General features: G+C 42.8%; 22 protein-coding genes. 15 read left to right on the top strand and 7 right to left on the bottom strand.

Annotation, left to right across the window (positions count from 1 at the left end; translation table 11 throughout):
* The 5 genes from AACS92_RS08170 to AACS92_RS08150 form a co-directional block, all read left to right on the top strand.
* Positions 1 to 1594, top strand: a 1594-nt coding sequence (locus tag AACS92_RS08170) for a host specificity protein J (protein WP_153044725.1), incomplete at its 5' end; no start/stop codon positions are given.
* Positions 1588 to 1959: a hypothetical protein gene (locus AACS92_RS08165; RefSeq protein ID WP_099108465.1), complete on the top strand. Its 372-nt coding sequence runs from the start codon at positions 1588 to 1590 to the stop codon at positions 1957 to 1959. The genes AACS92_RS08170 and AACS92_RS08165, both read left to right, overlap by 7 nt.
* Positions 1937 to 2581 (top strand): hypothetical protein, encoded by a 645-nt coding sequence (locus AACS92_RS08160; RefSeq protein ID WP_153044724.1) that lies wholly within the window; start codon positions 1937 to 1939, stop codon positions 2579 to 2581. The genes AACS92_RS08165 and AACS92_RS08160 overlap by 23 nt, the downstream gene beginning before the upstream one ends.
* Positions 2582 to 2614: 33 nt before the next feature.
* The gene (locus tag AACS92_RS08155; protein WP_193756841.1) at positions 2615 to 3388 is read left to right on the top strand and encodes a gp53-like domain-containing protein; all 774 of its coding nucleotides are present in this window, start codon (positions 2615 to 2617) and stop codon (positions 3386 to 3388) included.
* Positions 3385 to 3780 carry a tail fiber assembly protein gene (locus tag AACS92_RS08150; protein ID WP_099108463.1) on the top strand — a complete coding sequence of 132 codons (396 nt, stop codon included), beginning with the start codon at positions 3385 to 3387 and terminating at the stop codon, positions 3778 to 3780. The genes AACS92_RS08155 and AACS92_RS08150 overlap by 4 nt, the downstream gene beginning before the upstream one ends.
* Before the next feature lie 159 nt (positions 3781 to 3939).
* Here AACS92_RS08150 and AACS92_RS08145 read toward each other — a convergent pair whose 3' ends face one another.
* The 5 genes from AACS92_RS08145 to AACS92_RS08125 form a co-directional block, all read right to left on the bottom strand.
* Positions 3940 to 4806, bottom strand: coding sequence for a phage tail protein (locus AACS92_RS08145; RefSeq protein WP_241537854.1), 867 nt, complete (start codon positions 4804 to 4806; stop codon positions 3940 to 3942).
* Between the two features lie 147 nt (positions 4807 to 4953).
* On the bottom strand, positions 4954 to 5334 hold the full coding sequence (locus tag AACS92_RS08140; RefSeq protein WP_099108461.1) for a hypothetical protein: 381 nt from the start codon (positions 5332 to 5334) through the stop codon (positions 4954 to 4956).
* 839 nt (positions 5335 to 6173) lie between these two features.
* The gene (locus tag AACS92_RS08135) at positions 6174 to 7211 is read right to left on the bottom strand and encodes an alpha/beta hydrolase family protein (RefSeq protein WP_099108460.1); all 1038 of its coding nucleotides are present in this window, start codon (positions 7209 to 7211) and stop codon (positions 6174 to 6176) included.
* Between the two features lie 94 nt (positions 7212 to 7305).
* Entirely contained in the window at positions 7306 to 8127 is an 822-nt protein-coding gene (locus AACS92_RS08130; RefSeq protein ID WP_099108459.1) for an isocitrate lyase/PEP mutase family protein, read from the bottom strand.
* Between the two features lie 350 nt (positions 8128 to 8477).
* On the bottom strand, positions 8478 to 9425 hold the full coding sequence (locus tag AACS92_RS08125) for a glycosyltransferase family 9 protein (protein ID WP_099108458.1): 948 nt from the start codon (positions 9423 to 9425) through the stop codon (positions 8478 to 8480).
* Between the two features lie 187 nt (positions 9426 to 9612).
* Between AACS92_RS08125 and AACS92_RS08120 the strand changes: the two genes are divergently transcribed.
* Together AACS92_RS08120 and mlaA are read left to right on the top strand one after the other, a co-directional pair.
* Positions 9613 to 10107, top strand: coding sequence for a hypothetical protein (locus tag AACS92_RS08120; RefSeq protein ID WP_099108457.1), 495 nt, complete (start codon positions 9613 to 9615; stop codon positions 10105 to 10107).
* Between the two features lie 244 nt (positions 10108 to 10351).
* On the top strand, positions 10352 to 11104 hold the full coding sequence (gene mlaA, locus AACS92_RS08115) for a phospholipid-binding lipoprotein MlaA (RefSeq protein ID WP_099108456.1): 753 nt from the start codon (positions 10352 to 10354) through the stop codon (positions 11102 to 11104).
* Positions 11105 to 11167: 63 nt separating this feature from the next.
* Here mlaA and fadL read toward each other — a convergent pair whose 3' ends face one another.
* Entirely contained in the window at positions 11168 to 12460 is a 1293-nt protein-coding gene (fadL, locus tag AACS92_RS08110; protein WP_099108455.1) for a long-chain fatty acid transporter FadL, read from the bottom strand.
* 352 nt (positions 12461 to 12812) lie between these two features.
* Between fadL and AACS92_RS08105 the strand changes: the two genes are divergently transcribed.
* The 4 genes from AACS92_RS08105 to sixA all read left to right on the top strand — a co-directional run bounded on the left by AACS92_RS08105 (position 12813) and on the right by sixA (position 17746).
* A complete protein-coding gene (locus tag AACS92_RS08105; RefSeq protein WP_099108454.1) occupies positions 12813 to 13109 on the top strand; it encodes a YfcZ/YiiS family protein in 297 nt (98 codons plus the stop codon).
* Between the two features lie 295 nt (positions 13110 to 13404).
* Positions 13405 to 14715, top strand: a complete 1311-nt coding sequence (gene fadI / locus AACS92_RS08100; RefSeq protein WP_099108453.1) for an acetyl-CoA C-acyltransferase FadI — start codon at positions 13405 to 13407, stop codon at positions 14713 to 14715.
* Positions 14715 to 16877: a fatty acid oxidation complex subunit alpha FadJ gene (gene fadJ, locus AACS92_RS08095; RefSeq protein ID WP_099108452.1), complete on the top strand. Its 2163-nt coding sequence runs from the start codon at positions 14715 to 14717 to the stop codon at positions 16875 to 16877. The genes fadI and fadJ overlap by 1 nt, the downstream gene beginning before the upstream one ends.
* 398 nt (positions 16878 to 17275) lie before the next feature.
* The gene (gene sixA / locus AACS92_RS08090; RefSeq protein WP_099108451.1) at positions 17276 to 17746 is read left to right on the top strand and encodes a phosphohistidine phosphatase SixA; all 471 of its coding nucleotides are present in this window, start codon (positions 17276 to 17278) and stop codon (positions 17744 to 17746) included.
* Between the two features lie 34 nt (positions 17747 to 17780).
* Here sixA and smrB read toward each other — a convergent pair whose 3' ends face one another.
* Positions 17781 to 18323, bottom strand: a complete 543-nt coding sequence (gene smrB, locus AACS92_RS08085) for an endonuclease SmrB (protein ID WP_099108450.1) — start codon at positions 18321 to 18323, stop codon at positions 17781 to 17783.
* A gap of 185 nt (positions 18324 to 18508) precedes the next feature.
* Here smrB and hutI point away from each other — a divergent pair, with 185 nt between their 5' ends.
* The 4 genes from hutI (at position 18509) to hutU (ending at position 23528) form a co-directional block, all read left to right on the top strand.
* Positions 18509 to 19762 (top strand): imidazolonepropionase, encoded by a 1254-nt coding sequence (gene hutI / locus AACS92_RS08080; RefSeq protein WP_099108449.1) that lies wholly within the window; start codon positions 18509 to 18511, stop codon positions 19760 to 19762.
* Positions 19763 to 19803: 41 nt separating this feature from the next.
* A complete protein-coding gene (gene hutG / locus AACS92_RS08075) occupies positions 19804 to 20763 on the top strand; it encodes a formimidoylglutamase (protein WP_099108448.1) in 960 nt (319 codons plus the stop codon).
* On the top strand, positions 20733 to 21530 hold the full coding sequence (gene hutC / locus AACS92_RS08070; protein ID WP_193756840.1) for a histidine utilization repressor: 798 nt from the start codon (positions 20733 to 20735) through the stop codon (positions 21528 to 21530). Before hutG ends, hutC begins: the two co-directional genes overlap by 31 nt.
* A 288-nt stretch (positions 21531 to 21818) precedes the next feature.
* A complete protein-coding gene (gene hutU / locus AACS92_RS08065) occupies positions 21819 to 23528 on the top strand; it encodes a urocanate hydratase (RefSeq protein ID WP_099108447.1) in 1710 nt (569 codons plus the stop codon).
* The last annotated feature ends 1 nt before the right edge of the window (position 23529 follow it).

The following is a 23529-nucleotide window of genomic DNA, read 5'->3' as shown; positions in this document are numbered from 1 at the left end:
GGGCAAGGCAGAAGGCCGCACCATTCAGGCGGTTAATGGGAAAGTGATCACGGTCACGACGACGTATTCTGAAACGCCGATTGCCGAGTCCGTCTGGGCGATTGATGCCACCGATTTAGCCATTCAGTTATTCCGTGTCACCGGCATTAAAGAAGGGGATGACGGTGTTTCGTTTGAGATTACCGCCATTGAGCATAACCCGGATAAATACGCCCACATTGATACCGGTATTCGTATTGATGAACGGCCCATTTCCCTTATTCCGCCGGGGGTACAGTCGCCGCCGAAAAAGGTTGCGATTAGCAGTGATTCGGTGGTTCATCAGGGCATTGCGATTACCACATTGCGGGTGTCGTGGGACGCCGCCGAAAGTGCCATTGCCTATGAAGCCGAATGGCGTCGGGATAACGGTAACTGGATAGCCGCACCAAGAACCTCAACGCAGGGTTTTGAGGTGCCGAATATCTACGCCGGACGCTATCAGGCACGGGTACGGGCGATTAATGCCGCTGAAATCTCCAGTCTGTGGGTCAATGCACCGGAAACGCACCTGAAGGGCAAAGCCGGTAAGCCACCTGCGCCGTTAGGTTTTAAAGCCACGCCGATTGTGTTCGGTATCCAGTTAGACTGGGGTTTTGCACCTCACACGGACGATACGCTGAAAACCGAAATCCAGTACAGCCCGACGAGTGACGGCGAGGGACTGATGTTATTGTCGGATATTCCCTATCCACAAAAGACCTATGTGATGCAGGGACTGGCTGCCGGGGTCGCGTTCTACTTCCGTGCCCGACTGGTGGATAAATCCGGTAATCCCTCCCCGTGGACGGACTTTCTGCGCGGCGAATCCTCCACGGATGCGAGCTGGATTATTGATGCTGCCGGTAATCAGTTTCTGACAGCGGAAGCGGGAAAACGCCTGCAATCGGATATCGATTTTACCAATGAGGCGATTTTAGGGAATGCGGCCCTGATTGGTTCCGTAGTCCAGCATCAGCTGAAAGAAAATGGCGAGATGCGTGCAGAGATACTGGAAGTCAGAACCACCCAACTGACCGACAAAAAAGCCCTGGCTGAAAAGCTGGAGAAAGTGCAGGTCGATGTCGGTAAAAATGCCGCGGCTGTTCAGACCAAAGCGACGGCGGTATTTGATATCGACGGGAACGGGTACGGGATTTATGACGTTGGGGTCGGCGTCAAGTACAACGGTCAGTTCTATAAAGCCGGGATGGTACTTGGCGCTGAGGTGAAAAACGGCAAGGTGACGACCAGCATTGGGTTTAACGCGGAAAACTTCGGCTGGTTTAACCCGGTTAACGGGAAAATGGAGCCGTTTATGGTGGCAAAAAATGGGCAGTTGTTTGTGCGGGATGCCTTTATTGATGTGGCGAATATTCGCAAGTTGGTTGTCGGGGATGAAATTAAATCCGCTAACTTCGATCCCCGCAACAGAACCGGCTTTAGGCTGGATATGCGCACGGGGGAAATGACCAGTTACGGTCAGGGTTCAGGTGGTTACTGGGTCGAAACCAACAACCTGAAGCAACTGTTTGACAGTCGTGGCCGCTTGCGTATCCGAATGGGGTTTTGGTAATGGGCATGGGATTAGAGATTTATGACGAGCAGGGGCGGGTGATTATCACCACAAACAACATTATTCCGCGTTTTCTCGGTACACACCAGATCCCCCTGAGCAAGTCCGGCAGCCTGTATTTGCCGGGTCTGAGTGAGGGCGGCAATGTCACTGCCCGGTTCTTTCTGCGTATGCGTAGCTCCGGAGGCTCCGGGATTCAGATTGCCCAGCTTAGCAATGAGTTCACCACGTTCAGCGTCTCTGGCAGCACCTTCAGCTATCACGTCGATTATGACACCTATCGCTGGGAAAACATGGGGCGTGGGGGCGGACAATCTAGTCCGTGGGCGGAAATGCAAAACGTTGTCACGATTTGGGCGATTTAAGATGCTGGGATTAGAGTTTTACACCGATAACGGACTGGTGCAACTGTCCGATAAAACACCGTCACTGGGCTTTCTTAGAAAGGCCGGAGCGGATGAAAGCAATATCGGCTGGGACGAGCGCTACTATAACTATGCCGAAGTGTACGGCGCAGGCGGGAAGTATTTCTTTGCGCCTATCTCACAACTGTCTGTCCGGGGTAACAGCGGACTGGAGGTCTACAGCGAGCGCGGGGAGCTGATGTTCTCGTCGGCCATGAAATTACTGTCGTTTGTGCGGTATTTTTCTGTTGATGTGCCCAATAACCAACACCGACCACTTGTGCATGTGGGAGAGGCCGGGCGGCGTTACGGAGTTATGCTGATAAAATCCCAGTCTCGCCAGCATTATAAAAATATCCGGTTCTCGCCGGGGGCCGATAATCCGCCTTTTTATGATGATGAATGGGATTATGATGTGTATGTCGAGTCATTCAAGCCCCGGTATGGTAATGGCCGGATTGAACTCGCTTATACCTATGACTATCTGCGTCATGAGGCCAGCCCGAGTAACCCCGGTACATGGCGTGGCCCACCGCCCTTAATGGACGGCTTTATCGTCGATTTAACCATGATAGAAGGTTAACCCTCTCCGTTTTATTCATTTTGGAACTCAATCATGATTTATTCACAAGGCACCCTTTCTACCGTGTCTGGTTCAGCGCGTGTTCGTGGAACGGGGACGCAATGGAAAAGTAACATTAACGGTATTGCAGCCGGGCAAATTATCAGCATCCGGACTGATAACGCAATCGTGCAAAATGTTATTCAGTCGGTGAACTCAGACACCGAACTGATACTGGCTTTTGAAATATCAGTCACGTTAAATCAGACCCGTTATGTGATATCCACCACGGTTCCCGATACCGTTTCGGATGGTGTGAGGCACATGGCGGCCATTAACAGCTACATAACCCAATTCTTGCAGAACATGGATAAGTGGATGAGCCAGAACGGGGTAGTGAATATGATATTGCCGAACGGGCAAACGGTGTCGTTACAATCGATACGGGCATTGCAGGCAGCGATGGAAGGGAAGCTGGATAAAAGCCGGAATGGGGCGGACATTCCAGACAAACCGGGGTTTATGGGAAATCTCGGTTTTACTGGCTCACTGCGTACGCCGGGATATGCAGTTATCCCACTAAACAATAGGAAATTGGTTATCCAATGGGGGACGGCGGCAATCCCTATCGCAGGTTCTATAACGGTCAGTTATCCGTTATCAGTGGGTCAAAAGTTTGCTCAGTTTGTGAGTTCAATGGATACAGGTTCAGTCAATAATTATCGGGTAAGTATTGCTGATTCGACGAATAATACACTCACGCTGACATCCACAAATGCACATAATATTACCGGGGTTATGTGGTTAGCCATCGGGGAGGTTGTATGAATCAATATTATTACTCACCAGAAGCAAACGGGTTTTATCAGCGTGATGTGCATACCGACATGCCTTCTGATGTCGTTGAGATAACGGATGATGAATATTTGATTTTGATGGGCGCGGCATCAACAGGGCGGGAGATTAAAGCCGGTAAACATGGCAGACCGGTTATCGTTGAACCTGTCCTTGATCATATTGCCATCGCGGAGGCGCAGAAACAGGCATTGCTTATTGCTATTAACCAGAAAACACAGGCATGGCAAACGCAGTTAATGCTCGGCATGATCACGGAGGAGGATAAATTAACCCTCACACAATGGATGCGCTATAGCCAGAAAGTTCAGTTGGTGGATTGTTCCACTGCCCCCGATATTGCATGGCCTGAACAGCCGGAGTGAGCCTGCTGCTTGGATGTCCGTGTCCAGATGCCGGCGAATTCGGTGTGGAATGTGAGGCAGAAGGCGGTAGAGGTTGCCACTGATATTGAACAGACTGAATCGGTGGAGTAACGGCATGATTAACCCGCAGAAAATTGCGGGTTAGATGGTTACTCAGAATTAAGCGGCTCTGACGATGTAATTGAAGGCTACATTACGGGGGCGGGTTTCGTCCGCAACAGAAAATCCACCATAGACACTTGTACTATAGGTTCTAAAATAATTACCATTCCACAATCCAGCGTTATTTCCGATCGGATCTTTTGTCGTTTCTATATTCACAGCGAAATTATCGGCTTTCCCATCGCTAAAAACAGTTGTGATCCCTTTTTCCAACATTTCATTATCACCATTACTTGTTGGTAATGCATGAAAATGGTTCTGAAATGCAAAATTTTGGTGGCTAAGGAGAGAACGATTGGGATCAATCTTGCCACTATCATCCCAGCCACGAATAAATTCCCCTCTCAAATCAGGTAATACACCGGACGGATAAGCAAGAGCAAGTTTAGGATACCTTGATTTATTAAATGAATTACCATTGCATATCAGCCAGCCTTCAGGTGGGTTTTCTGTCGGCCAAGGAACAGGAACACCAACAGGCAAGGATAGTCCTTCCATTATTGGCTCTAATCCGAGGTTCTTAACAAACTCTTCCTTATTAGGAATATCTGCTCCATTTTGGTCTTTTGCTAAACGAGTATTGGCATTATCATTTGCGTTATTCGCGTTTTGATTAGCTGTATTGACTAAGTCATTTACTGCTTTAACGGCTTTAGATGTTGCTGCATGAGTTTCACTATCACTACACGCATCATTACTGAGAGTAACAAATCCTCTATCATTCAATGTTGCATATGGATGATTACGACTTGCAGCGTGTTCTGCAATAGCTTCTTTGATTGAATCTTTGACATATTCCGGTGTGGTAACAGTAACCAGATTGCTATTTTCTGAAATGGATACATCTGGCTTTTTATCTTGCATATTCATTCCCTCATCTAATCAACAATTCAGATTGCTAAATAACATGAAGGCGGTGGGAGACTTCTCCGCCAGTGAACATCAATAAAAAGGTTCATCAATACGGGAAAGTACGGCTTGATTTACTTCAGTGAATTAATAAACTATCTGTTATGCTTCTGTGGGAGTGAGTGTAAAAATAACCTTCTCGAACGTGTATATATCATATATACCTGCATCTGTTGTGTATGTCCGTAATCCGCTCATAAGTAAATTCCCATTAGCCATTCTGATGCCGTTCCAATGGTCCGCTATAACATAAGATTTTGGGGTAGGCCTAAAACCAGAATAAAAGCCTATTTGAGCTGGCCAGTACTTAGTATTAGAAACAAATTCATATTCTCCACTTACCCATTCGTAAGTTATCTCTCCTATGGATAAGTGACTACTGATAAAAGAACCACTAAATGAACCGTTGGTATCATTACTGTTAGTTATCGTAAGAGTGTGTTTACGATCTTCACTTATATAAATACCATCTATTGAGCCCATAATATTACCCTCTCATCATTAGTTAATAATGCGCTTTATTAAATAATCCATACTAAAAAATGAATACCAAAAGAATCGTAATAGAATGTGCTAATTATTAAATAACAATAAATGATAGAGGAGTTATAAAGAGGTGTTCATTTTGTAGGCATATCAAATTTTCATAATTGGTTGTATTTTAACCTAACGAAGTGTGTGTCAGAATTAACAAATCCTACTTTTTAACCAATTAACTGCTGATTCTACGTTGGAGTAATAAAACCAATCACTTATCTAAATAGGATAATTCTCCCCTTTTAACTCATTGATTTAATTGAATTCCGTTTCTGAGCCGGAAATAAGCAAAATCAAAAGGTTACGTAAAGGTGAGAAATCTCACTTTTAACTTTTCCGCATGAAATTTAGGAGTCACCGATTTGGGAGGCTCCTCCTGTCATTCAGGAGGGTATACGAAAATTTTCGGACACCTGCGGCAACTTATTGATTATTCCGTGGTCCTCACTTTGGCTCAATCCTTCCGTTTCAAATAGAAAGATTGACTCACCAGTATAAAAGTAAATTTTATGTACAACGCTATGTGCGTTTTATGTATGTACATATTTATGTGCATTAATTGGTATCTTAGTGGTTAATTTTAATTTATCTTTTTGTTTTAAATGAAAATATTTTTGTTAGATATCTTTTTTGTATAAAGATAACTATTTGAGGATAGGTTATTTTTGTGAAAAATGGCGAATTTCAAGAGAAATTTATTTTTAATTGAAAAAAGAAAAACTGCCTCTTTTGAAGACAGTTTTTTATTTAATTAACAGATTTTTATTTTGAAATAGGTAACTTTTTTATTTAGGGAATACTTGTTGGAAAAAGATAAGGATGTGGTTCAGGATCTCATTATGAATTTCTTTCCGGCTTCTATCTCCACCATCTTTACAAATAACTCCACCCTTTGGGTTATTTTTTTCAATAAGAGCGATTGCATTGGGTTTACAATTTGGCCTAAAGCTAAAATGCATTGCATCGTCAATAACGATGTATTTTGATTTCTCTTTTGGAAGGTTTTTAGCCAGATGCTCAGATTCCAGTTCAGCAGGCATATCCCCCACATCAACGCCAGCGGCTATCACGAGTGTTGGTATATTTACCATGCTTAAACTTTGAGGTGAAAAGCCTCTGGTTAGTGCCAGATCAAGGGAAATAATAGCTTTAACTCTTTGGTCACCCAAATCACCATCTAATTTTGCTTTGGTGATTTCATTTTTACCTATTCCTAATTCAGATAATATGTTGCAAGAAGCAAGAATTTGATTGGTTTTGCAGTCAGTACCTAATAAATCTGAGTTGAATCTAGCACCTGTGAGTTCAACAACAGACCAGCCACCTAATGAATGACCAATTGCTGCTATTCGTTCTTTATCAACTAACTCGGCAAAATCAGATTGCTCTAGGATAAAGTCAATAACACGGCTGAGATCCCTCGGTCTTTCCCATAATTGTGCAGCTGATAGGGGATTTCTATCTTCTGTTGTTGTGCCTGGATGATTTGGAGCAGCCACGATAAAACCCTTTTTGGCTAATTCCCCTGCAAGCCAATTAAGATTTCGCCAATTTCCCCCATATCCGTGCGACAGAACGACAAGAGGATGTTTTTCTATATCAGGAATAGCATTTTTTATTACTGAAATACCATAATAAGTGGGATGTTCACCAACAATTACAGTATGTCCAATATTATCGGAGGGGTACCACATCACAAAATGTAATGGACGTTCAGTGTTCTTATCTAAAAATATTTCCCGGAAACCTATATTTTCTGATGCGCTGATTTTCACAGAAAAGCATAGAAACAGGAAAATAGTAGTAATTATACGTTTAGACATTACATCCTCAGCAGACAATAAATTTGAACTGTCTTGTTTTGTAATAAAGCATTACTCAGTAGAGCATTCCTTTTAGTTAATTATCTGATTGCTATTATCTTGAATTAAGTAAGGCATTTAACGAGGCATAGCTTAACTTTGACTGCTCACTATTCTGCAACAAGCCATCCCGTAAAAAATGCTCCATACTCGTCAATGTAGATCCATAAGCTTGTTCGGCAAAGAAAGATCCGCCAGAAACCCTTCTTGCTCCGGCAGCAAAAAACTCTTTTACACTCGGTCCTCCTGCTTGAGCCATAATATTTAATGGGCCATTTATGCGGGAGCTGATAGCCCGGCATACTGATAGATCGGTTAATCCGGGGATAAAAATACCATCGGCACCGGCAGCAAGATAAGTATTAGCACGGGAAATTAAATGCTCGGGATTGGTATCTTCTCCACGAATCCATGAGTCTATACGTGCATTGATGAATAAACTGTAATGTATTTTATTTGCTGCGGTACGTACAGAGGCAATGCGTTCAGCACCATCATTTATAGACCTTGATTTGCCATTGTTGGAATCTTCAATATTAATCCCAACACATCCGACAAAATATAAATCTTCAACAAGATCATCCATACTTTCATCAGGTGCTAATAAACCATCTTCAACATCCGCTGTTACAGGTAGATTGGTACTGGAAGTAATTAAACCCAGTGCCTTCATTACGATTTTTCGGTCAGCCAGTTGATTATCTGGATAGCCTAAACTCCAGGATATTCCGGCACTGGTTGTTGCAATGGCTTTGGCTCCGGATTTTTCTGCTAAGCGGGTACTCATAACGTCCCATGAATTGGCTAATATGAGTTTTCCTTCTTCGTGTAATTGGCTAAAAATTTGAATTTTTTCATCCAGGCTTATTCTTGTCATGTTGGTTTCTCAATATTTTCTTATAAATATATTCCATAATTGTAAATATCATGGATATGCGTTTTCAGAGTGTTACTAAATAATTGCACTGTATATTTATATAGTCAATGTTTTGATCGATAAAAAACACTCAAAATTAAAGCTGTAATATCATTATTGCCGTTATTATTATTTCAAGTGAAAATATATCTATGTGACTGAGTTCTATTCTGGTCTGTGTATCTATGCTATTGGTCATGTTTAGAATGGATATAATATTTATTCGTCATCTTTTAATTTATGAAGACGGATAAAAGCCCCGTCATTTGAAACGGGGAAGTTCATTTATGATTATAAATTATTAAATAATTTTAGTTATCAATGAGATGAAAGATTGCATCAGTGATTTGAACTAAAGGGATATTGTTAACATTTTTGGCATCATATAAGGTAATACACATATCTTTTGATGCTAGTGGGGACCAGTTTTCAGGTTTTGTGATACCATAAAGTGCAACAAGTTTTTTCTTTAGTGCTGCAGCTAAGTGGCAAATACCACCATCGCCAACGACGATTAAAGTCATTTCATTTAATAATGATAAGAAAGAAGGTAATGAATTACATATAACGATTTGGCTATTCCCATTTATACGGGAAACTAGATCTTCAGCTAAATTTATATCATCTGGTAAAGTAGAAATGATAAAATTTGCAGTAGGATGTTTTTTTGAAATTTTATCTGCAATTAGTGCAAGGTTTTCATTGTTAATTAAACTGTTTTTTCTATTGTTGGAAACTGAAAATAAAATCAATGGATTTCCTGAATAAACAGGTTTTGATTGATTGATTATTTTTATCTCAGGAAATAAATCTGATTCTAAATATTGCTCTTTTGGGGAAATTATGCGTAAAACCTTTAATGCCTGATGATAACCTTTTACCGATTTTTTATTAATCGGATAGTTAATTAATTTGGAATCCCATTTTTTATCTGCAACAACAGCATAACGTTTTTTAGCTCCAAGTAACCATAGGAATAAATTATTCAGTTTCATCGGGCTGGGTTTAGCAGAAATGGCAATGTCAAAGTGCTTTTTGCGGAATTTGAGAGCGGTTTTGGCGATAGAAAGATATTTGTTCCCTTTGGGAAGGATGTTGATGTCTACATCAGGACATACATACTTGGCGAGATCATGGTTACCCCGTTCTATGAATAGGCTAATCTCTGCATTTGGGTATTTTTTCTGTAAAAACTTTATTAATGGTTGGGTACAGATAAGATCACCCAGTCCATTTCTGCGTAATATAGCTATTTTCATATTGAATAATAAAAGAAAACTCTTTTTTAATGATAGATTTATAATCTAAAAATAAACCATTTATTTAATATATTCAACGTATTATGTTTTAAATTTCATATTCCTGTTTTTTATGACGACAGCATAGTGTACTTACAGTAATTGACTATAATCTAATCTATCTGATGCTCATCGAAGGAAAAACTCAATGACTATGTTGAAAGAGAGACAACATATGATTGTTCGGGCTATGAATGATAAAAATCATGTGATGAAACCTATCAGTAAGGAAAAACTTCAATTCTTGGGGGAAGCATTTGGATGGGATCAGTTGGCTGACGATATAAATTATTTAGTAAAAGTTGGTTTAGTGAATCATTTCGCTATTCATTTTGATGATAATGGAGGTTATGGCTTTAATCCTGATTCAATGGCTCTTACTGCTGCTGGTGTTGATTACGCTAATATGGATACAATTGATGATGAGATGAAGTCATTCACGATAAAGGTTCATAAAAATACACTTGAACAGATTGAAACAGTCATTAAAACGGCAAATATTCCAGATAATGAGAAGAAGGTGATCTTAGAGTTTATTAGCGAGCAAGGTATTGAAACCGTGCTTGGTAAGTGTATTGATACTATGCTGACGAAGGTAGATCTTGCTACACCTCTGTTTTCTGAAGTTGCCAAAATGAGATGAAATTGGCAGGAAGGATTATCTCTTCCCTGAAGTTTTTCTCTTTTTAATAGTGATACTGGGCAAATTTAAAGATATATCCCGGAAGTGAGGGGAGAGCGCAACTCACTGTTTGTCTACATAATCACCGCTCATTTTGATTACCATTAAAGAAAAATTGGCAGTATATTTAGCGTGGGGTCCATTAATTGAAATACATTAACGAGCGGAAGTAGGCAATGGCAAAAGTGATTATGCGGAGAACAGTATGAAGTATCGTCTGAGCGGGGTTGCTCTTACAGCAGTATTACTGGCGGGATGTGCAAACTCATCAAATAATTATGAACAAGGGCGCTCTGATCCGCTGGAAGGGTTTAACCGGACTATGTTCAACTTTAACTATAATGTTCTCGATCCTTATATCTTACGGCCTGCTGCTGTTGTCTGGCATGATTATGTACCGATGCCGGCGCGAAATGGTATTGGCAATTTCATGAGTAATTTGGAAGAACCGGCCAGCATGGTGAATAGTTTTTTGCGCGGAGATATAAAGGAAGGCGCAAAGCATTTTAACCGATTCTTTTTGAATACCATTCTGGGTATGGGGGGGCTTATTGATGTTGCTTCAATGGCAAACCCCAAACTGGCAAAACAGGAACCAATGCGTTTTGGTAGCACCCTTGGGTACTATAATGTTGGTTATGGTCCTTATGTTGTTTTGCCGGGATATGGTAGTTTTACTGCGCGTGACGAAGGTGGGAATATGGCAGATATGACTTACCCTGTATTGAGTTATCTTACCCCTTGGATGGCTGTCGGAAAGTGGGTATTTCAGGGGCTCGAAACTCGCGCACGTTTGCTGGATTCAGATGGCCTGATAAAAAATTCTTCAGATCCGTATCTGATGATGCGTGAAGCCTATTTCCAGCGCCATGATTTTCTGGCTAACGGAGGAAAACTGCTACCGGAAGAAAATCCTAATGCTGCTGTTATTGAGGATGAATTGGATTCTATCGATTAATTTATTGATAGAATTAACAAAAAAGGATAGCTGGAGCTATCCTTTTGAGATCATCGAAGATAATTAGAATGCGTAGTTAAGGCCGACACCGGCTAACCATGCGGTTCCTTTAGAATCGAACTCGTATGGTGCACCATATCCTAATTTATGGAATTCTGTTGGCAGTTTTTCACTCACGTGCACTTTCTTACCACGCATGTAAGAAATACCCAAATCTACAGAGGTGTCCTTATTAAATGCGTAAGTCGTTCCCGCGCTTAACCAGAAACGATTTTGGTCTGGAATGGAAATAGAGCGATTTTCAGCAGGTACTGGGCTTTCATCGAAAGCGATACCGGTACGGAATGTCCAGTTGTCATCATGGTAGTATGTGGTCCCCAGTGATATACGGTAAGCATTACGAAAGTCTTCATGTTTCTCAAATGCGACTTTACCATTATCGTTTCGGGTTGCTTTTAGTTCTTTGAACGTGCTCCAGCCTGTGTACAGGAAGCTGTAGTGAATTGCCCATTGTGGTGCTACGCGGTTATAACCGGAAATTTCCCACATATCAGGCAGATTCAGATCCAACCGTCCCTGAACTGTCTTACCGTTTAATCCACCCAATATTTCTGGCAGCTCATTACTGTAATCACCTTTTTTGAACTTAATTTTAACTTTTGAACGGTAAGTTAAGCTGTAACGATTATTTTCATCGAACTGGTACAAAAGACCAGCATTCCAGCCATAACCCCAATCTTTCCCTTCTAAACGGGCTATTTCTGTGGTTGCAGGGAGTTTTTTTGGGAGATAGGGGCTGGAACTTACTTCGCCCAGATGCCGTACGATCTCAGCATCAGCATAAATGGTATTTAAACCCAGACCAAAACTAAACTGCTCATTGAGTTTATACGCACCGCCCAGATTAAGATTCCCGGTTACGAGTGAGGTCTTCCCACCAATTGGGCCGGCAGCATAGTTATTACTGAAATTTGTGGATAAACCAAAGTTGCTCGTGAGTGATGCACCCACAAACAATTCATCGGTGACTGGTGTAATGAAATGCAGATTTGGTACTGGGGCATTTGGTGCGATATTTTTTGCGTCAGTGCTGTTTTTTTCGCCAGTAATATCAACTTTTGGCTTAACATAAATAAAACCGCCGGAAAAGGATGGGCGATCAAATAGGGTCATGGCTGCAGGGTTGCGGCTGCCTTCAGAGGCGTCTTCTGCAACAACACCTGCCCCAGAAAATGCACGACCTAGTCCTGATGATGAATATTCATTCAATTGAAAACCTGCAGCATTAGCGTTAGATGAAAGAATCGCAACCGCCACTGCTAATGCTGAACGTGAAAATAGGTTTTTCTGGTTCATAACCAAAACCTCATTGTTTAATTATTATTTAACATGCTACTCAAGTAGCTGAGAGCGCGGAATTGTAGAGTCGGTTCATCACAATGACAAATCAGACCAGTGTGAGAAGTATAGGCCTGAGATCGCAATGTGTTGCAAGAATGTTTTTAAAATATGACGAAAATGATTACTAAAATGGGACTTGCTTAACAAAAAATAGACAGTTGGTGTTAACGAGATGTAAACGCGATTTAATTAACGTGCTGAGATCAATAAAGAGTGAAATAAATGGTATTACGCAGTGTAATTAGTGGTTATTAAAGGAAAGTACAACGTAAAATCAGATTTGGATTTTTATTGTCGGAGAAATAAGATGACTGATGTAATTAAGCGCCATGGGGTTAACGAAACAGCCGCTTGCTGTTGTGTTGATGTTGGTACAGTCATTGATAATGAAGAGTGCACGGCTTCTTATCAACAGATTTTTGCCAGCAGTCAGGAAGCAGATGCAATGCTTAATATATTGACAGAAAAAGCAAAAAAGGTGGAATCTGATCCTTGCATCATCAGCCATAAAATAGAAGAAGTGCATGAAGGTATGCAATTGACCATAGATTTTACATTTAGTTGTCAGGCAGAGGCTATGATATTTCAGCTGGGATTGCGTTAACTACTTTCAGAGTTATAGTTTTCCCATTGTGGTCAAAAATAGTCATACCAATGGGAAAGCTGATGATTATTTGTTGTAACCAATAAGTGTTTCTTCATCTTTTTTTCGCATGCTATCTGTTCAGATCGTATAAATTATAAATCTATTAAAGTTGCGCTTGCTCGCATTTTTAGTTTATTCCTGTTTGCTATTTCCCAACATTACGTTAACAATGCTTCATCAGGTCTGACCTCTTATGAGGTGAGTAAATAATTTTAATCAGTTGATTTAATTAATGATTATTGCAGGAGTTGCTATGAGTCGTTCTTCAACAAAAGTGGCACAACAAAAGGAACGAGTTGCTATTGTCAGTGGGTTGCGTCTTCCTTTTGCTAAACAGGCAACGAACTACCACGGTATTCCGGCTGTTGATTTGGGGAAAGCTGTTGTCAGTGAGTTGGTTATCAGAAGTGGGCTGCCACCAGAGAAGATCGACCAATTGGTTTTTGGTCAGGTTGTTCAAATGCCTGAAGCCCCGAATATTGCACGGGAAATCGTGTTGGGGGCTGGTTTAAGTGTTGGTACAGATGCGTACAGTGTTTCCCGGGCCTGCGCAACCAGTTTTCAGGCGATAGCTAATGTAGCAGAAAGCATTATGGCAGGAACCGTGAATGTGGGAATTGCTGGTGGTGCTGATTCTTCATCTGTTCTGCCAATTGGGGTGACCAAATCACTGGCTCGTACTCTGGTTGATATGAATAAAGCCAAAAGCCTTTCACAACGCCTTAAATTACTGAGCAAGTTGAAATTAAAAGATTTACTACCCGTATCGCCAGCAGTTGCTGAATATTCCACCGGGTTAAGAATGGGCGATACTGCTGAACAAATGGCGAAAACTTACCATATCAGTCGTGAAGCACAGGATGAGCTGGCGCACCGATCTCATTTGATGGCGGCTAAAGCCTGGGAAAAGGGCCTATTACGTGATGAAGTGATATCGGCACATTTTCCTTCATATCGCGAATCTTTGCAGGAAGATAATAATATCCGCAAAAACTCAGAACTTACGTCTTATGCGAAATTACGCCCGGCTTTTGATCGCAAATATGGCACAGTCACTGCGGCCAATAGTACTCCGCTGACTGATGGTGCCGCGGCAGTGATTTTGATGAGTGAATCCGCTGCTAAAGAACTTGGCATGGTGCCATTGGGCTATTTGCGCAGTTATGCATTTTCAGCCATTGATGTCTGGCAGGACATGTTGTTGGGGCCATCATATGCAACTCCACTGGCACTGGACAGAGCAGGGATTACGTTAAGTGATCTTTCCCTTATTGATATGCATGAAGCGTTTGCCGCTCAGACTCTGACAAACCTGAAAATGTTTGCCAGTGATAAATTTGCCCGCGAGAAATTGGGGCGTTCTCAGGCGATTGGTGAGGTTGATATGGATAAATTCAACGTACTAGGTGGCTCAATTGCTTACGGGCATCCATTTGCTGCCACCGGGGCCAGAATGGTGACCCAGACTCTGAATGAACTGCGTCGCCGGGGAGGCGGGTTTGGGCTGACAACAGCCTGTGCAGCTGGTGGCTTGGGTGCGGCGATGGTATTGGAGGTGGAATAATGGCTCTGGATGAAACAATCATGTCAGCAGAACAATCGGTATTCAGTTTTTCTGTCAGAGATGACAGAGTTGGCGTTATTACTATTGATGTTCCGGGTGAGAAAGTTAATACGCTGAAAGCGGAGTTTGTTGAGCAATTTCTGGCAGTTTTCGAGCAGGCACAACAGGTTTCCGGTTTAAAAGGGCTGGTGATTATATCCGGTAAGCCCGACACCTTTATTGCCGGTGCAGATATCACGATGATCGCGGGTTGCCAGACTCAACAGGAAGCAACGGCTCTGGCTGAAAAAGGTCAGGAATTATTTGATAAAATTGCCAGTTATTCTTTACCTATTGTTGCGGCTATTCATGGTGCATGCTTAGGAGGTGGGTTGGAATTTGCATTAGCCTGCCATGCACGTATTTGTTCTCTGGATGATAAAACCCGTCTTGGTTTACCTGAAGTACAACTCGGGTTGTTGCCGGGTTCCGGCGGGACTCAAAGGCTCCCCCGTTTGATTGGTGTCAGCTCTGCATTAGATATGATCCTGACAGGGCGTCAGCTCAAAGCAAAACAGGCAAAACGGCTGGGTGTTGTTGATGATGCTGTTCCTTTGGATATTTTGCTGGATGTGGCAGTTCAATATGTTAAGAAAGGTGTGGCTAAGCGCAAACCTCTGGCATGGTCACAACGTCTGTTAGCGAGCGCTCTTGGCAGGCCATTATTATTCCGTATGGTTCAGCAAAAAACGCGGGCCAAAACTCACGGTCATTATCCCGCTCCAGAACGGATCATTGATGTGATCCGTCTTGGTCTGGAGAAAGGGCAAAAAGCCGGTTTGCAGGCAGAATCCAAAGCATTTGGTGAGCTGGCTATGTCGTCAGAATCATCGGCACTGCGTAGTCTGTTTTTTGCTACCACCTCATTAAAAAATGAGACGGGTTCTTCGGAACTGCCTGCTCAGATCAGGCATGTGGGAATTTTAGGTGGTGGCTTGATGGGGGGCGGGATTGCTAATGTAACCGCAACTCGTGGTCATTTACCGTCGCGTATCAAAGATATTAATGAGAGAGGCATTAATCAGGCCCTGAAATATACATGGGATATGCTTTCCAAGCGCGTCAGTCAACGGCGTCTGACTTCATCGGAGCGTTCTCGTCAGATGTCTCTGCTTTCTGGTACTACAGATTACAGTGGTTTTAAACAAGCTGATATTGTGGTTGAAGCTGTATTTGAAGACTTGGTACTGAAACGTAAGATGGTCGCAGAAGTTGAAGCGAATACAAAGGCGGAGACTATTTTCGCGTCTAACACGTCTTCATTGCCGATTCACCAGATTGCGGAAATTGCTAAACGACCGGAGCAGGTTATTGGCCTTCATTACTTCAGCCCTGTAGATAAGATGCCATTGGTGGAAGTCATTCCACATGCAGGAACAAGTGAAAAAACAATAGCGACAGTAGTCGCATTGGCGAAAAAACAGGGTAAAACAGCCATTGTTGTGGGAGATAAAGCCGGGTTTTATGTTAACCGAATTTTATCTCCATATATTAATGAAGCGGGCTATTGTCTGGTGGAAGGGGAACCTATCGAACATATCGATAAGGCTCTGGTTGATTTTGGTTTCCCGATTGGGCCAATCAATTTACTGGATGAAGTCGGTATTGATGTCGGAACCAAAATTATTCCTGTGCTGGTGGATCAATTAGGGGATCGGTTTACACCGCCGGCAATTTTAGATGCTGTGCTGAGTGACGATCGCAAGGGTAAGAAAAACGGTCGTGGTTTTTATTCTTATGCAACTAAAAAGAGTAAGTTCTGGTCATTGAGGAAAAACAGCAAAGAGGCTGATTCTTCCATTTATTCCCTGCTGAAAGTTCAGCCTGTTGCAAAAATGTCACGTCCAGACATTGCTCAACGTTGTCTGATGTTGATGTTAAATGAAGCTGTACGTTGTCTGGATGAAGCTATCATCCGCAGCCCTCGTGATGGTGATATAGGTGCCGTATTTGGTATCGGTTTCCCGCCATTTTTGGGAGGGCCATTCCGTTATATGGATAAGCTTGGTAGCCGTCATGTTGTGGAAACTTTGCAACGTCTGGCGCAGCAGTACGGAGACAGGTTTGCACCCTGTGAACGTCTGATTCAGATGGCTGAACAGGATAAGAGATTCTACGAATAACGCATATACACTTCCTCTGGTATTTTTTTAAATAAGTGATACCGGTTCTTTTAACTTAAAGGGCCGGTTTTATCTATAATTGCTAAACAATATATTGTGTATGAATTTTTTATTGTTAAGTTATCAGCTTAATATAATAGCCAAACAATACATATATCACCCATTATTAGTAATTTTATTTAACCGTATTTTGCGGCAGAATATCCTCCAATTTTCATTGAGACCTTTTATCAAAGGTTCACAGTTCGTTCTCAATAATATTATTTTGCTTTCGTGATAAGTTACCTGAAAATGGGTGACTTCAATTCAGCTAATTACCTGAATAATTTCAGGGTTATTTTTGGTAGAATGAAAGTAACTATTAGAATTAGTTCTGAAATTTAACTCAACGGTGAATTATGTTCGTGTTTATTATGCGTCATGGTGATGCTGCTTTTAACTCAATTAGCGATGCAACGCGGGAGTTAACGCCGCGCGGCTGTCAGGAATCGCAGAAAATGGCGCTTTGGCTTGGGCAACAGAAGCCCGAGATTGATTGTGTGCTGGTCAGTCCTTATATCCGGGCGGGGCAGACTCTGCAAGTAGTGCGTGAGAGTCTGGTATTACCTGATAGTGAGGAAATGTTAGAAGAGCTAACTCCGTCGGGTGATGCTGAGCTGGTGGCAAGTTACTTACAGGTTTTGGCAGAGCAAGGAAAAAAAGCCATCTTGGTAGTTTCTCATTTACCTTTAGTTGGCTATTTAGTGTCTGAACTTTGCCCTGCGCAAACGCCTCCGATGTTTTCGACATCCAGTATTGCCTGTGTGGAACTGGATAAGCAGACACAAAAAGGCCGCCTGCTATGGCAAACCTCTCCGGCACAATTGTAGCCCTGACCAGACCGCAGGTTAAAACGTGCTTTAGCTAACGCTGTATAAACTCATCCTGTTCAACCAAAATGAGTAACGCAGCGTTTCCTCCCCATTCTTTAGGTGCCTGATGAAAAGCGATAATATCAGGATGTTGCGCGAGCCATAGTGGTGTTTGTTGCTTGAGGATATGCTTACCGTGGCCATGCATAACACAGGCACAATAGACATTTTCTCGACGACAGGCCGCGATTAACGCCCCGATTTCCTGTTTAGCCTGTAACTGAGTTAATCCGTGTAAATCCAGAAAAAGTTCGGGGGGATAATCACCTCGCCGCAGCTTTTTCAGTTCATAATGATTGGCTCCTTCTCGTACATAACGAGTCGGGCCTTCCATATCCAGATTAGGCTGAAACTCGTCAGAAAAATAGTAACTGGCATCGACCTGTTCTTGCATCAGGCGCTCAGGTGCCATTTGACTGATTTTTTTTCTTTTGGGGGAGTGTAAGACTTTATCCTGAGCAATCTGACGGGTTCCCACTACTGACGTTCTAAATAGACTGATGTCTTCTTCATTTAATGTTTTTTTCTTCTTCATTACATACTAATTCATTAACAACTTTCGGTGATTGTACCCGATTTATTAAGATTTTGCTTAGACGCTATTATTTTTGGGTACATGCTGTTCATAAAATTATTTGACAATTGTGTCTGGTTATAAAATAAATGTATATACAACATAACAGGTGTCAGTAACAACAAAAAAATAACAGGACGAAAATAATGTCGATTGAACTGAAAGATACCGACATTATCTGGCGTAATGCCAGACTTGCCACAATGAACCCTACAATCAGTAACATGGATGGCAAGCATAATTACGGTATTCTGGAACAATATGATTTGATCATACGGGATGAAAAAATTCTGGCCGTTCTGCCAACGGAGAGTGTGCCAGCTAACCGTTGCAAGGTGATTGATGCAGAACAGCGATTAATTACTCCCGGCCTGATTGACTGTCATACTCATCTGGTTTTTGGTGGTAACAGGGCATCAGAGTGGGAGCAGCGTCTGAATGGTATTTCTTATGCACAAATCAGTGCTAAAGGAGGTGGTATTAATGCCACAGTCAATGCCACCCGGCAAAGTTCAGCCCAACAACTGGAAATCTCGGCTCAAAAGCGGCTGAGTGCGTTAATAGCTGAAGGTGTTACAACCATTGAAATGAAATCAGGCTATGGGCTGGATTTAGAGAATGAAGAGAAACAACTGGACGTTATTCGGATATTAGGGCAGAAAAACCCTGTTGAAATCAGCCCGACTCTGCTTTCTGCTCATGCTGTTCCTCCCGAATACAAACATAATCCTGACGCTTATATTGACTTAGTTTGTAACACTATTCTGCCCAGTCTTTGGCAAAAACAGTTATTTGAATCTGTGGATGTGTTTTGCGAAAGCGTTGGATTCAGTCTTGAACAGACTAAACGCGTTTTTGATGCGGCCAGAAAATTAAATATTCCCGTTAAAGGCCATGCTGAACAGCTTTCCAATCTGGGGGGAACTGAACTGGTTGCTGATTATCAGGGCTTATCTGTTGATCACATTGAATATCTGGATGAAAAAGGTGTTCAGGCAATTAGCCGCAGTGGAACGGTTGCGGTTTTATTGCCGGGTGCATTTTATTTTCTGAAAGAGACACAATGTCCTCCGATTGCTTTATTACGTCAGTACCGCGTACCGATGGCGATTTCTACGGATTTTAATCCGGGAACCAGCCCGTTCACGTCACTACGCATGATGATGAATATGGCTTGTGTCCAGTTCGGTCTGACACCGGAAGAAGCATGGCAGGGGGTGACTATTCATGCTGCCCGAGCATTGGGCAGATCCGAAAGTCATGGTCAGATAGCAGCAGGTTATATGGCTGATTTTATTGTTTGGGATGCAAAAGAACCCGTAGATATATTATATGAGTTAGGTCGTAACCCCTTGGTTTACCGTGTCTATCGCGGCGTAATTACGCATAATTTTTTGTGAACAGTCTTTTATGAACAATAAATATTAATGAGGGAAATAGCATGAAATTATGGCATCCGACATCAGAAAACATTTGGCAGGGGCGTAATGATCTTGCCGAAGCTAATAATGCTTTACGCATGTTCCAGACGATAAAACAACCCGCTGATTTTTCCCCTGAGCAATATCCGAATCATATTGCATTGTTGGGTTTTGAATGTGATGAAGGAGTGAAACTCAATCAGGGGCGGCCGGGAGCAAAATCAGGGCCTGAGTATTTGCGTCAGTCGCTGGCAAATATGGCGAGCCATGATGGGCATGAATTGCTGGTGGATTTGGGTAATATCCGGGCGAATAGCGGTCAGTTAAGTGAAGCCCAAAGTGCTCTGAGTGAAGCTGTCTATGCCTGTCAGAGCCAGAAAATGCGTACCCTCATTTTTGGTGGCGGTCATGAAACTGCATTTGCTCATGGTATGGGCATTTATCGTGCGTTTCCAACACAGCGGGTAGGGATTATTAACTTTGATGCGCATCTGGATCTACGAAATGCGCCACAGGCAACATCAGGCACGCCATTCCGTCAGCTTGCTGATTATTGTCACCAGCAACAGCGACCGTTTAATTACAGCTGTGTGGGTGCTAGTTTGGCCTCAAATACTCAAGCCTTATTGGATGAAGCGAATCACCTTGATGTCACTATTATTTGGGATACTCAATGTATTGATTCTATGTTGGATAAGGTTCAACAACAGATACAGGATATGCTGAATCAGGCTGAAATCATCTACATGACGATTGATTTGGACGTGTTACCGATTTGGCAAATGCCGTCAGTTTCAGCTCCGGCTGCGCTCGGTGTTCTGTTAGAGCGTTTATTGTCACTGATCCAGCCGATTTGCCAGAGTAAAAAATTACAGGCTGTTGATCTCGTTGAGCTGAATCCATTGTACGATATTCAGGGTATGGGCGGTAAAGCCGCGGCTCGCCTTGCATGGCAAATAGTGCATTGGTGGAATGGATAATTGGCAATACGCTCGGGAGTAGAAAGGAATTTATTGTGACTATTGATTTATCAGACAAAATAACTAAACCCGTACCTCTGTATGCGAAAGTCAAACAATCAATTATTGAAAAAATCCATACCGGGGAGTGGCAACCCCATGACAGAGTGCCTTCAGAATCTGAATTAGTAAAACAATTTAATTGTAGTCGCATGACAGCAAACAGGGCGTTACGGGAACTGACGGCAGAAGGGCTTTTATTCCGTTTACAGGGGGTTGGCTCATTTGTTTCAGAGCCGAAAGGGCAGTCCGCCCTGTTTGAAATTCACAGTATTGCTGATGAGATTGCGGCACGTACCCATCGCCATAACTGTAAGGTATTAAAGCTGGCGGAAGTCACCGCTAATATGACTCAGGCCAAGGAGCTGGGCATAAAAGCAGGTACAGCGGTTTATCACTCAATTATTCTCCATTATGAAAATGACGTGCCCGTACAAATTGAGGATCGTTATGTTAATGCGTTAGCGGCACCGGAATATCTGCGGCAGGATTTCCATCAACAGACAGCTCATGATTACTTATCGATGGTGGCACCGCTGACGGAGGGAGAACATATTGTAGAAGCTGTTGCCGGTGATGCCCGCTCCTGTCGTTTACTGCAAATAGAGGAGAATTCTCCCTGTTTGTTAATCAGTCGCCGAACTTGGTCGAAAGAACATATAGTTTCCAGTGCCAGATTATTATTTCCCGGTCACCGTTATAAGTTGAAAGGGCGTTTTAGCTCGTGAATTGACGTTATGATTGGTTTTCTCTGTACTCAAAAATCTCCTCTTTGCTTTATGCATGAGAGGAGAAGGTAACAAAAATGTAAAGCATATGTGATGTAAAACACAAAACCAGCAAAATCCCTTTCTGAGATTTTGCGAGCAAATTATAACCATCCTATTGATATTCAATAAAAAAGAAAAATAACAAAATTATTGACTTTATCTCCGTCACACTTTTGCCTATTGAATATACATGTATATACAACTATACAGTTAATAAATTTTCATAAATATGAAAAAGGAAAAACTGTGACAACGCAAAATAATAAATTCAGTAATGCGGTTATCCGTGCTCCCAGAGGAACAAAACTCACAGCAAAAAGCTGGCTGACAGAAGCCCCGCTTCGCATGCTTATGAACAATCTTGACCCTGATGTTGCAGAGAATCCCCATGAGCTGGTGGTTTATGGTGGTATTGGTCGTGCAGCCAGAAATTGGGAATGTTATGAAAAGATTGTTGAGACTCTGAAAAACCTTGAGAGCAACGAGACATTACTGGTTCAGTCAGGCAAACCTGTCGGTGTTTTCAAAACACATGAAAATGCTCCCCGTGTACTGATTGCCAACTCGAATCTGGTTCCTCACTGGGCAACGTGGGAACACTTTAATGAACTGGATGCCAAGGGATTAGCGATGTACGGCCAGATGACAGCCGGCAGTTGGATATATATCGGCAGTCAGGGAATTGTACAGGGTACTTATGAAACATTTGTCGAAGCCGGGCGTCAGCACTATAACGGTGACTTGACCGGTCGCTGGGTTCTGACAGCCGGGTTAGGTGGTATGGGAGGTGCACAGCCTCTGGCCGCAACACTGGCAGGTGCCTCATCGCTGAATATTGAGTGTCAGCAAAGCCGGATTGATTTTCGTTTACGTACCCAGTACGTGGATGAGCAGGCCGCAGATCTGGATGATGCGCTGGCACGTATTGAGCGCTATACCCGCGAAGGTAAAGCAGTATCAATAGCATTGTGTGGTAACGCAGCGGAGATTTTACCAGAGCTGGTTCGCCGTGGTGTTCGTCCTGATATGGTAACGGATCAAACCAGTGCTCACGATCCATTACATGGTTATTTGCCGGTAGGGTGGACATGGGAAGAGTATTGTTGTCGTGCTGAAACTGAGCCGGAACACGTTGTTCAGGCAGCAAAAGCATCAATGGCACAGCATGTAGCAGCGATGCTGGACTTCCAGAAACAGGGTATCCCTACTTTTGATTATGGCAATAATATCAGGCAGATGGCCAAGGAGATGGGCATTGAAAATGCCTTTGATTTCCCCGGTTTTGTTCCTGCTTATATCCGCCCGCTTTTCTGTCGCGGCATAGGCCCTTTCCGTTGGGCTGCACTTTCTGGCGACCCTCAGGATATTTATAAAACAGATGCCAAAGTAAAAGAACTATTGCCGAATGATAACCATCTGCATCGCTGGCTGGATATGGCTCGGGAACGCATCAGCTTTCAGGGCTTGCCAGCACGTATTTGTTGGGTAGGGCTGGGCGATCGCGCCAAATTAGGTTTGGCTTTCAATGAAATGGTTCGTAATGGCGAACTTTCCGCGCCAATAGTGATTGGACGTGACCATCTGGATTCAGGCTCAGTAGCAAGCCCTAACCGTGAAACGGAATCAATGAAAGATGGCTCTGACGCAGTATCTGACTGGCCATTGCTGAATGCCCTGTTAAATACCGCCAGTGGAGCAACATGGGTATCGCTGCATCACGGCGGCGGGGTTGGTATGGGCTTCTCCCAGCACTCTGGCATGGTGATTGTCTGTGATGGTTCAGATGAAGCGGCGGAGCGCATTGCCCGGGTACTCCATAATGATCCGGCGACAGGCGTTATGCGCCATGCAGATGCAGGTTATGAACTGGCAATTCAATGTGCAGAAGAGCAAGGGCTGAATTTACCTATGCTCAATACCCGAAAAGAAGACACTCAAGCGGCAGAAATAAAATAAG

The sequence above is a fragment of the Xenorhabdus sp. KJ12.1 genome (assembly GCF_963876495.1).
Taxonomy (GTDB): Bacteria; Pseudomonadota; Gammaproteobacteria; order Enterobacterales; family Enterobacteriaceae; genus Xenorhabdus; species Xenorhabdus stockiae.
Note: the sequence above shows the minus strand (reverse complement) of the source record. Positions and strands in the feature narration are given on the sequence as shown.